The sequence below is a fragment of the Streptomyces sp. NPDC027189 genome, assembly GCF_055566975.1.
The window spans coordinates 1-12,473 of record NZ_JBVHRI010000022.1; the positions used below are offsets into that span (position 1 = coordinate 1).

Consider the following 12,473-nt stretch of genomic DNA (forward strand, 5'->3'; position numbering starts at 1 on the left):
GGTGAGCTGGAGTACCTCGCCCGCGTCGACGACCAGGTCAAGCTGCGCGGCTTTCGTATCGAACTCGGTGAGATCGAGGCGGTGCTGGCCGGCCACGAGGGCGTCGCGCAGGCGGCCGTCCTGGTCCGTGAGGACCGCCCCGGCGACAAACGCCTCGTCGCCTACACCATCCCGACCGCTTCCGGAGCGACCCGACCTCTGAACATCGCCGGCGTTCGTGAACACATGGCGGCCCAACTCCCGGCCTACATGGTCCCGTCGGCCTACGTGTCCCTCACCTCGTTCCCGCTCACCCCGAACGGCAAGCTGGACCGCCGTGCCCTGCCCGCCCCCGACTACGGTCCGGAGAGCGAAGGCCGGGCCCCGCGTTCACCGCGCGAGGAGATCCTCTGCGGTCTGTTCGCCGAGGTCCTGGGCGTCGACACCGTGACGATCGACGACGACTTCTTCGCACTCGGCGGCCACTCGCTGCTCGCCACCAAGCTGGTCAGCCGCATCCGCTCCGTACTCGACGTCGAGATCGCCGTACGCCGTCTCTTCGAGGCGCCCACCGTCGCCGAACTCGCCGCAGAGCTCAACGGATCGGCGGTCGTCCGCGGCCGGGTGGCGTCCACGGCGCGGCCCGCTCGGGTCCCGCTCTCGCACGCCCAGCAGCGGCTGTGGTTCCTGCAGCATCTGGAGGGTCCGAGCGATGCGTACAACATGCCCGTCTCCCTCGACCTGTCGGGACCGTTGGACACGGACGCCCTGCGTCTGGCGCTCGCGGACGTCGTCGCCCGCCACGAGAGCCTGCGCACGGTCCTCGCGGAGGAGCGCGACGGCGGTGCCTATCAGGTGGTCCTGGAACCGGAGAGGGCACACGTGCCGTTCACCGTCGAGACGGTGGACGAGGCCGATGTCGACCGGTTGATGCGACGTGCCGCCGGCTACGTCTTCGACCTCGCCTCCGAAATCCCACTGCGCGCCTCGGTGTTCGCGCTGCAGGGCCACGCGGACCGCCGGACCCTGCTTCTGCTGACCCATCACATCGCGGGTGACGCTTGGTCGCGCGGCATTCTTGTGCGCGATCTGACGGCGGCGTACGCGGCGCGCGTCGCCACAGGCGAGGCACCGTCGTGGTCTCCGTTGCCGGTTCAGTACGCGGACTACAGCTTGTGGCAGCGTGAACTCCTCGGCTCCGAGGAAGACGAGAGCAGTGAGATCGCGCGCCAACTCGCCTATTGGAAGGGTGCGTTGGCCGGGCTTCCGGAGGAGCTGTCGCTCCCGTTCGACCGTCCGCGGCCGGCGGTGTCCTCGTACGAGGGTGACCGGGTCACCTTCGAACTGCCGACGAGTGTGTATGAGGGGCTCACGCGGGTGGCCCACGAGAGCCGCTCCAGTCTGTTCATGGTGCTTCAGGCGGGTCTGGCGGCGTTGCTGACGCGGCTCGGTGCGGGGACGGACGTTCCTATTGGGACGCCGATCGCGGGGCGTACGGATGACGCGCTGGATGATCTGGTCGGGTTCTTCGTGAACACGTTGGTGCTGCGGACGGACACGTCCGGTGATCCGACGTTCGCGGAACTGCTGGAGCGTGTGCGGGCGCAGGACCTGGCGGCGTACGCGCATCAGGACCTGCCGTTCGAGCGGCTGGTGGAGGTGGTCAACCCGGAGCGTTCGCTGTCCCGGCACCCCCTCTTCCAGACCATGCTCAGCTTCGACAACGCGGGACGAGGCGGATCCGCCGGTGCGGGCCCGGACGGGCTCACCGTCACCGGACGGCCCCTCGGCGCGCCCTCCGCGAAGTTCGATCTCTCCTTCGAGATCGCCGAGCGTCCCGCGACTCCCGGACGTGACGCCGGGCTGCACTGTGCGCTGGACTTCAGCACGGACCTGTTCGACCGGGTCACCGCGCAGCGCGTCACCGAGCGCTTCGTACGTGTCCTGACCGCGCTGGCCGCCGATCCGCACCGGCGCATCGGCGAGGCGGAGATCCTCGCGCCGGACGAGCGGCGGCGGATGCTCGTCGAGTGGAACGACACCGCCGTTGAACACCCCGACCGGACCCCGGTGCACGTCCTCTTCGAGGAGCGGGTGGCCGCCGATCCCGACGCGATCGCGGTGGTCGATGGTGAAGACTCGCTGACATACGGCGAGTTGAACGGCCGCGCCAACCGCCTCGCGCACCTGCTCCTCCGGCAGGGCGTCGGCCCGGAGAGCCGGGTGGCGGTGTTCCAGGAGCGCTCCCTCGAACTGGTCGTGTCGACGCTGGCCGTGCTCAAGGCGGGTGGCGTGTATGTGCCCATCGATCCCCAACAGCCCCCATCACGATCCGAGTTCATCCTCCAGGACACCGGTGCCGTGGCCCTGCTCACCGACCGTGACCCCGACGACCTCGGGTTCGCCGTCGACGCCCCGGTCCTGAGGGTGGGCACCGGGACGGACCTCTCCGGTGAACGGGACACCGATCCCGGAGTGCCGACGGACGCCGAGCAGCTCGTGTACGTGATGTACACCTCGGGCTCGACCGGCACCCCCAAGGGCGTCGCCAACACTCACCACAACGTCGTCCATCTGGCGGCCGACCGGTACTGGCGCGGCGGCCGTCACGAGCGGGTGCTGATGCACTCGCCGTACGCCTTCGACGCCTCGACCTTCGAGATCTGGACGCCCCTGCTGACGGGCGGCCGGATCGTGGTCGCTCCGGCCGGGCGGCTCGACGCCGCCGATCTGGCCGCCGTCATCGCCGAGCAGGAGGTCACCGGCCTCTTTGTGAGTGCCGGACTGTTCCGGGTGCTCGCCGAGGAGCGGCCCGAGTGCTTCCGCGGTGTGCGCGAGATCTGGGCCGGCGGTGATGTGGTCTCGCCGGCCGCGGTCCGCCGGGTGCTCGAGGCCTGCCCCGGCACCGTCGTTGCCAACGAGTACGGGCCGACGGAGACCACGGTGTTCTCCACCGTCAACCCGCTGCGGACCCCGGACGAGGTGCCCGAGGCGGTCGTCCCGATCGGGCGGCCCCTGTGGAACACCCGCGTCCATGTCCTCGACGACGGGCTGCGGCCGGTGCCGCCCGGCGTCGCGGGCGAGTTGTACATCGGCGGTGCCGGTGTGGCCCGCGGCTATCTGGGCCGGGCAGGGCTGACGGCGCAGCGCTTCGTCGCCGACCCGTTCGCGGGCGACGGTGAGCGCATGTACCGGACCGGCGACGTGGTGCGATGGCTGTCCGACGGGCGCCTGGAGTTCCTGGGCCGCATCGACGACCAGGTCAAGCTGCGCGGCTTCCGCATCGAGCTCGGAGAGGTGGAAGCCGTCCTCGCGCAGCACCCGGAGGTGGCCCAGGCCGCGGTGATCCTGCGCGAGGACCGGCCCGGCGACAAACGGCTCGTGGCCTACGTCGTTGCCGACGCGGGGGCCGACCCTGCCGCGCTGCGCGGGCATGTCGCCGCCGCGCTGCCGGAGTACATGGTCCCGTCCGCGGTGGTGGCGCTGGACGAGTTGCCCCTCACGCTGAACGGCAAGCTCGACCGGCGTGCGCTGCCTGCCCCCGACTACGGTGCGGAGAGCAGTCGTCGGGGCCCGCGCGGTGAGCGGGAGAAGGTGTTGTGCGGTCTGTTCGCCGAGGTGCTGGGTCTGGCCGAGGTGGGGATCGACGACGGGTTCTTCGATCTGGGCGGCGACAGCATCATGTCGATCCAGTTGGTCAGCCGGGCTCGGCGGGCCGGTCTTGAGCTGTCGGTGCGGGACATCTTCGAGCAGCGCACGGTGGCCGCGCTGGCGGAGGTCGTGACCGAGAGCGCCGGCGTGGCGGTGGAGGAGCCGGGGGCCGGTGTCGGCGACGTACCCCTCACACCGATCATGCGGTGGTTCCTCGAACGCGGTGGCCCTGTCGGCCAGTTCAACCAGTCGCGGCTGATCCAGGTGCCGGCCGGGCTGCGGTACGAGCACCTGACGGCCACTGTGCGTGCGGTCCTGGACCGCCACGACGCCCTGCGGTCCCGGCTGACGGACACGCCGGAGTGGCGCCTGGAAGTACGGGAACCGGGCACCGTCGACGCGGCCTCGCTCGTACGTCGAGTGGACGCCTCGGGCCTCGGTGAGAGCGCTCAGCAGGATCTCGTACGGCGGGAGACCGTGGCCGCGCGCGAGCGCCTGGACCCGGCCGAGGGACGGCTCTTGCAAGTGGTCTGGTGCGACAGGGGAGTCGAGGCTCCCGGTCTGCTGCTCGTGCTCATCCACCACCTGGTCGTCGACGGCGTGTCCTGGCGGATCCTCGTACCCGACCTGGCGGAGGCGTACCGGGCCGTCACGGCGGGCCGGGACCCCGAGCTCCAGCCCGTGGGAACCTCTTTGCGACGCTGGGCCCAGCGGCTCGTCGAGGCCGCTGCGCAGCCCGCCCACACGGCGGAGGCCGCCTGGTGGCAGGAGGTGCTGCGGCCCGGGGACCCACAGCTCGGGAGCAGGCCGCTCGACCCGGCCCGCGACACCTATGCCACGGCGGGGCATCTCACCCGCACGCTGCCCGCCGAAGTGACCGAGCAGGTGCTGACCCGGGTGCCGTCCGTGTTCAAGGCCGACGTCAACGACGTACTGCTGGCGGCGTTCGCGCTGGCCTGGGCCCGCCGGCGCGGCAGCCGGGGACCCGGGGCACTGCTGGACCTCGAAGGGCACGGACGTGAGGAGGAGATCGTCGACGGGGCGGACCTGTCCCGCACCGTCGGATGGTTCACCAGCCTCTATCCGGTACGCCTGGATGCCGGTGCCGTCGATCTCGCCGACGCCTTCGCGGGCGGCCCCGCGGCCGGCGCGGTGGTGAAACGGGTCAAGGAGCAGCTGCGGGGCGTGCCCGACAAGGGCATGGGGTACGGGCTCGTCCGCCACCTCAACCCGCGGACGGCGCACGGATTCGCCGGGCTGCCGACACCCCAGGTGGCCTTCAACTACCTGGGCCGCTTCACCACCGCCGGGATCGAGGACGCGGGCAGCGCGGCGATCCCCGACTGGACCGTGCTGGCCACCGCAGCCGGCATCGGCGGCAGCGACCCCAGGGTGGCGCTCGCCCACGCCCTGGAGCTCAACGCCCGCACCAACGACGGGCCGCGCGGACCCGAGCTGGCCGCCACCTGGTCCTGGGCCGCCGGAATCCTCGACGAGTCCGAGGTCGGGGAACTGGCCGAGCTGTGGTTCAGGGCGCTCGAAGCGCTCGCCGAGCATGCCGAACACCCCGACGCCGGCGGGCTCACCGTCTCGGACGTGTCCCTGAGCCTGCTGAGCCAGAACGAGATCGAATTGCTGGAAGACGAGTGGAGGACCTCGTAATGGCGAAGCAGTCCGGACTGCAGGACATCCTGCCGCTGGCCCCGCTGCAGGAAGGCCTGCTCTTCCACAGCGTGTACGACGAGGCGGCGCCGGACGTCTATCTGGTGCAGCAGGCCATCGACCTGGAAGGAGACCTGGACGCGGCGGCCCTGCGCGCCGCGTGCCGGACCCTGCTCCGCCGTCACGCCAACCTGCGCGCGGCATTCCGCTACCAGGGACTCCAGCGTCCCGTCCAGCTGATACCTCATCATGTTGAGCTGCCCTGGGAGGAGTTGGACCTCACACGGCTGCCCGAGCGGGAGCGTGCCGGGGCGGCGGACCGGGCACTGGAGGAGGACCGGCTGCGCCGCTTCGACCTCGGAAAGCCGCCCCTGATGCGCTTCACGCTGATGAACCTGGGCGAGCGGCGTCACCGCTTCGTGCTGACCAACCACCACATCCTGCTGGACGGCTGGTCGCGCCCCATGCTGGTACGCGAACTGCTCGCCCTGTACGCGGCGAAGGGCGACGACAGCGGACTGCCTCGGGTGCAGCCGTTCCGCGACTATCTGCAGTGGCTCGCCCGGCAGGACGGGGAGACGGCGCTCGCCGCCTGGCGCGAGGCGCTGGCCGGCCTCGACGGGCCCACGCTCGTCGCCCCGCAGGCGGCGGAGCACACCCCGGTCGTCCCCGGCCGCCTGGAGACGGAGCTGGACACGGCCGCGTACGAAGCCCTCGGCGCGGTGGCCCGGGAGCGGTCCCTGACCCTCAACTCGCTGGTCCAGGGCGCCTGGGCGGTCGTGCTGAGTGGGCTGACCGGCCGCGACGACGTGGTGTTCGGCACGACCGTCTCCGGGCGCCCCCCGGAGATCGCCGGGATCGAGACCATGGTGGGCCTGTTCATCAACACCCTGCCGGTCCGGGTGCGGCTGCGCCCCGACGAGCCGCTGGTGGACACCGTGCGCCGGATCCAGGACGAGCAGAGCCGGCTGCAGGCACACCAGCAACTGGGGCTCGCCGAAGTCCAGCGGCTCGCCGGCGCGACCGAACTCTTCGACACCACCATGGTGTTCGAGAACTATCCGGTCGACATCGGCGCCGAGCACGACGAACCGGGCGGCTTCCGCGGCCTCTCCGTCACCGGCGCCCGCAACCGGGACGCCACGCACTACCCCCTCGCGCTGGTCGCCGTCGGCCGCGGCGGACTGCGGCTGCGCCTGGACCACCAGCCCGACCTGATCCCCGGGGAGACGGCCCGCGCGGCCCTGGACCGCCTCGTCCGCCTGCTGCGCTGCATGGCCGCCGATCCCGAGCGGCCGGTGGGACAGCTGGACCTGCTGTCCGAGGACGAGCGGCGCGCCGCACTGGAGCTGGGGCGTGGCGCGGAGACCGACACCTCCGAGGTGAGCCTGCCCGAGGCGTTCCGCGCCCAAGCGGCACACACCCCGCACGCCGTCGCCGTCCGGTGCGGGGACGCGGTGCTGGATTACGCCGAACTCGACGCGCGGTCGGACCACTTGGCCCACCTGCTCACCGAGCTCGGTGTGCAGGCCGAAACCCCGGTGGGGCTGCTCATGGAGCGCTCCGAGCACCTGGTCGTCTCCGTGCTCGGCGTGCTCAAGGCGGGCGGCGTCTATGTGCCGCTGCGGCAGGGCGACCCCGCCGACCGGCTGCGTCAGGTCACCGCAGTCGCGGGTGTCTCCCTTGTCCTGACCGACGAGGCCCACGCGGAGCGTGCGGCGGAACTCGGGCTCAAGGGTGTGCGGGCGGACACCCCGTCGGCCGACGGCCCCGTGCGCCTGTCCGACAGCCGCATCCCCGCCGACCGACTCGCCTACGTCATGCACACCTCCGGATCCACCGGCACGCCCAAGGGAGTCGCCGTCACCCACCGGGACGTCGTCGAGCTCGCCCGCGACCGGTCCTTCACGGGGGGTGCGCACACACGGGTGCTCGTGCACTCGCCGCACGCCTTCGACGCCTCGACATACGAGCTGTGGGTACCGCTTCTGTCCGGCGGCACCGCCGTCGTCGCCCCGCCCGGCGACCTCGACGCGGACCTGCTCGGCAAGACACTCGCCGAGCACGAGGTGACCGGACTGTGGCTCACCTCCGGGCTCTTCCAGCTCATCGCGGAGGAGGCACCCGAACACCTCGCGGGCGTACGGGAGGTGTGGACCGGCGGTGACGTCGTACCGGCGACCTCCGTGCGCCGAGTGAGGGAGGCCTGCCCCGGCACGACGGTCGTCGACGGATACGGGCCCACCGAGACGACCACCTTCGCGGTGCGCCACCGGCTGCCCGCGGGCAGCGCGGTCCCGGCCGCCGTCCCCATCGGCACCCCGTTGGACAACACCCGGCTCCTCGTCCTGGACGCCGCACTGCGTCCGGTGGCGCGCGGTCTGGCAGGCGAGCTGTACATCGCGGGTGCGGGACTCGCACGCGGCTACTGGCGGCGCCCCGGACTCACAGCGGAACGGTTCGTCGCCGACCCGTACGGCCCGCCCGGCGCCCGCATGTACCGCACCGGAGACCTCGTACGGTGGACATCGGAAGGCACCGTCGAGTACCTGGGACGCGCCGACGAGCAGGTGAAGATCCGCGGCTTCCGTATCGAACTCGGCGAGATCGAGGCGGTGTTGGGACGTCACGCCGACATCGCCCAGGCCGTCGTCACCGTGTGGGAGGCACAACCCGGCGACAAACGCCTGGTCGCCCATCTCGTCACGGAGCGAGGCACCGGACCGGCCCCCGCGGACCTGCGCGCGTACGTCGCCGCCGAACTGCCCGACTACATGGTCCCGTCGGCGTTCCTCGCCCTCGACGCGCTGCCGCTGACCGGCAACGGAAAGATCGACCGCCAGGCACTGCCCGCACCCGAATCCACCCCCACCGAGAGCACGGGGCGCGCCCCGCGCACCCCGCAGGAGGACATCCTGTGCGGCCTGTTCGCCGAGCTCCTCGGGGTGCCCCGGGTCGGCATCGACGACAGCTTCTTCGCGCTCGGCGGACACTCGCTCCTCGCCACCCGTCTGGTCGGCCGCATCCGCTCGGTGCTCGACGCCGAACTGACCGTGCGACAGCTCTTCGAAGCACCCACCGTGGCCGCGCTCGCCCGCGCCCTCGACACCGCGGGCGCGGCACGCCCCGCTCTGGAGGCCGTAAGGCCGCGCCCGGACCGGATACCGGCCTCCTACGCCCAGCGCAGGCTGTGGTTCCTGCATCGCTTCGAGGGCCCGAGCCCTACGTACAACATCCCGCTCGGGCTGCGGCTCACCGGCGACCTCGACGCGGCGGCCCTGCGCGCGGCGCTCGCCGACGTCGCCGAGCGCCACGAGGCGTTGCGCACCGTCTTCGCCGAGGACGCCGATGGACCCTGCCAGATCGTGCTGCCCCCGGCTGAGGCCCGTCCCGAACTGACCGTCGTGCCCGAGGTGGCGCCGGAGCGGCTGGATCGGGAGCTCGCGGCGGCCGCGACGTACGCCTTCGACCTGTCGGCCGAAGTGCCGCTGCGTGCCTGGCTGTTCGGGACGGGGGAGCGCGAGCATGTCCTTCTCCTGCTGGTCCACCACATCGCCGGCGACGGCTGGTCGGTGCCGGCCCTCGCCCGCGACCTCACCATCGCCTACACGGCCCGGCACACCGGCGCCGCCCCGAACTGGCACCCGCTGCCCGTCCAGTACGCCGACTACAGCCTCTGGCAGCGCGCCGCCCTCGGGTCCGAGAGTGACGAGGACAGTCTCATCGCCCAGCAACTCGCCTATTGGAAGCAGGCGTTGGCGGGACTCCCGGACGAACTCCCGCTGCCCGCGGACCGGCCCCGGCCCGCCACGTCGCGAAGCCGCGGCGACCGCGTCCTCTACGAGGTGCCGAAGGCGCTGCACGAGCGGATCGTCGCCCTCGCCCGCGCCTGTCAGGCCAGCCCCTTCATGGTGGTCCAGGCGGCGGTCGCCGCGCTGCTCACCCGGCTCGGCGCGCGCACCGACATCCCGCTGGGCACGCCCATCGCCGGACGGACCGATGACGCCCTGGACGGTCTCGTCGGCTTCTTCGTCAACACCCTGGTCCTGCGCACCGACACCTCCGGCAACCCCACGTTCCGTGAACTGGTCGCGCGCGTCCGCGAAGCTGATCTGGCCGCGTACGCCCACCAGGACCTGCCCTTCGAACGGCTGGTGGAGGAGCTCAACCCGAAGCGCTCGCTCTCCCGGCACCCGCTCTTCCAGACCATGATCACCTTCAACAACACCGATCAGCGGCCGAGTTCCGCGGGCGCCGGTCTGCGGTTGCCCGGACTCACCGTGGAACCGGTGGCGTCCGAAACCGGCTCGGCCAAGTTCGACCTCCTGCTCTCGTTCGCCGAGCGATACGACGCCGACGGGAGCCCCGCGGGGCTCGGCGCCGGCCTGGAATTCAGTACCGACCTGTTCGACCGGGACACCGCCGAGGCACTCGTCGCCCGACTCCTGCGGCTGCTGGAGTCCGCCACCGCCGAGCCCCAGGGCGCCATCGGTGACGTACCGCTCCTGTCCGACGTCGAGCGGAATCGGGTGCTGGCCGACTGGAACGGCACCGCACGCCCCGCACCACGCGCCTCGCTGCCCGCGCGGTTCGAGACGAACGCCGCCCGGGCTCCGCGCGCCGCGGCCGTGGAGGCACCCGAAGGCACCGTGTCGTACGAGGAGTTGAACGCACGAGCCAACCGGCTTGCCCGGCTGCTCATCGACCGGGGCGCGGGTCCCGAGAGCGTCGTCGCGGTCGCCATGCACCGGTCCGCCGAGCTGGTGACGGCCCTGACGGCCGTCCTGAAGGCCGGAGCCGGCTATATGCCCGTCGACCCCGAATACCCGGCCGAGCGCATCGCGTACATGCTCGACGACGCCCGCCCGGCCTGCGTCCTGACCACCCGGGACCTCGTCGGCACGCTCCCGCCGGCGCTCACCGCACGCACGGTCGTGGTGGACGACCCCGGCACGGGCGAGGCGCTCCGCGCGCAGCCGGCGGCCGACGTGACGGACAGCGAGCGGATCGCGCCACTCCACCCCGCCCACACCGCGTACGTGATCTACACCTCCGGCTCGACCGGCCGGCCCAAGGGCATCACCATGCCCGCGGGCGCCCTCGCCAACCTCCTCGACTGGCACGACCGCGCGCTCCCCGGCGGCCCGGGCACCAGGGTCGCGCAGTTCACGGCGGTGAGCTTCGACGTCTCCGTCCAGGAAATGCTCTCCTCGCTGCTGGCGGGCAAGACGCTCGTGGTCTGCCCCGAGGACGTACGCAGGGACCCGGTGCGGCTGGCCGGCTGGCTGCGGGACCACCGAGTCCAGGAGCTGTACGCTCCCAACCTCGTCATCGACGCCGTCTGCGAGGCCGCCACCGCCTCGGGACTCGAACTACCGGAACTCACCGACCTGGTACAGGCCGGTGAGGCACTCACCCCACACGGCGCGATCCGCGCCTTCTGCGCCGCCCGTCCGGGCCGGCGGCTGCACAACCACTACGGCCCCGCCGAGACCCATGTGGTGACGGCCCATCAACTCCCGCCGGGAACAGCCGAGTGGGCCCCGACCGCGCCCCCGATCGGCTCACCGGTGGACAACACGGCCGTGCGCCTTCTCGACCCCTGGCTGAACCCGGTCCCGCCCGGCGTCCCCGGAGAGCTGTACATCGGCGGAGCCGCCCTGGCGCGCGGATACCTCGGCCGTCCGGACCGGACCGCGGAACGGTTCGTCGCCGATCCCTTCGGGCCGCACGGCAGCCGGATGTACCGCACCGGCGACCTGGCCCGGCAGCGGCACGACGGGCTGCTGGTGTACCTGGGCCGGGCCGACAGCCAGGTGAAGATCCGGGGCTTCCGCATCGAGCCGGGCGAGATCGAGGCCGTCCTCACCGCCGAACCCGGCGTCGCGCAGGCAGCCGTCGTGGTGCGTGAGGACCGGCCGGGGGACCGGCGCCTGGTCGGCTACGTCGTCGCCGGTGCCGCGGCACCCGATCCGGCCGCACTGCGCGAACACGCCGCCCGGCAACTGCCCGCCCACATGGTCCCGGCCGCCCTCGTCACCCTGGACGCCCTCCCGCTGACACCCAACGGCAAGCTCGACAGGGCCGCGCTGCCCGCACCCGCGTATGCCGCGGGCGAGGAGTCGAGGCTCCCGAGGACACCCGAGGAACACGCGGTGTGCGCCCTGTTCGCCGAGGTGCTCGGCGTCGAACGGGCCGGTGCCGACGACGACTTCTTCGAACTCGGCGGCCACTCCTTCCTCGCCGCCCGTCTGGTCGCCCGCATCCGTGAGGACCTCGGCGGCGACCTGCCCGTACGAGCCGTCTTCGACACCCCGACCCCGGCGGGCCTCGCCGCGGTGCTGAGCGGGGCGACCGCGGTCTCCGGCCGCGACTCCACCGGCGTGCTGCTGCCCCTTCGAGCGCGTGGCGATGCGGCGCCCCTGTTCTGTCTGCACCCCGGAGGCGGCTTCAGCTGGTGCTACTCGGGACTCGTCCGGCACCTCGGCGCCGATGTCCCGGTCTACGGCATCCAAGCACGTGGCCTCGACGGCTCCGGTGAACTCCCCGCGTCCATGGCGGAGATGACCGAGGACCACCTCGCTCGCATCCGCTCGGTACAGCCCCGCGGCCCCTACCGGCTGGCCGGCTGGTCCTTCGGCGGTCTCTCCGCGCACGCCCTGGCCACCCGGCTCCGCGCCGAGGGCGAGGAGGTCTCGCTGCTGGCCCTGCTCGACGCCTATCCGCCGGGTGAGAACGCGGACACCTCGGATCCGGTCGAGCACGAGGTCGTCGCGCACAACCTCCAGGCCATGGGGTTCGAATTCGACATGGCCGAGCTCATAGCAGACCAGGAAGGTGTTCTTCTGCGTTTCCGGGAGTTCCTGCAGTCCGGAAACCAGGCATTGGCACATCTGGAGGCCCAGGACATGCTGGCCCTCAAGGATGTCTATGTGAACAATGTCCGGATCATGCGCAGGTTCACGCCTCAGTTCTTCGACGGCGACGTACTCTTCGTCTCCGCCGAGCGAAAGTCGGAAGCCGACCGGGAAACCCGCCTGAATGTCAGCTTGTGGCAAGCCTTTGTGGGCGGGGCGATCGAAGTGTGCGCTATAGACTCGACACACGGAAATCTGATGACGGACGCCCGTCATGTGGCCCGAATCGGCCGTTTCCTCGCGGACAGGCTGTGAAACGTCCCG

At 71.8% G+C, this 12,473-nt stretch carries 2 protein-coding genes; both read left to right on the top strand.

The genetic code is table 11. The features are described 5' to 3' along the window. Window positions 1-5,292 (top strand): amino acid adenylation domain-containing protein (locus ACZ4RZ_RS37085; RefSeq protein WP_467751354.1); only part of this gene is annotated, 5,292 nt, incomplete at its 5' end. Beyond that, a complete protein-coding gene (locus ACZ4RZ_RS37090) occupies window positions 5,292-12,464 on the top strand; it encodes an amino acid adenylation domain-containing protein (protein WP_467751356.1) in 7,173 nt (2,390 codons plus the stop codon). The genes ACZ4RZ_RS37085 and ACZ4RZ_RS37090, both read left to right, overlap by 1 nt. The last annotated feature ends 9 nt before the right edge of the window (window positions 12,465-12,473 follow it).

Bases quoted from the DNA above. Each gene is read 5' to 3' on its own strand.
- ACZ4RZ_RS37090 (WP_467751356.1), top strand. From the start codon at position 5,292: ATGGCGAAGCAGTCCGGACTGCAGGACATCCTGCCGCTGGCCCCGCTG.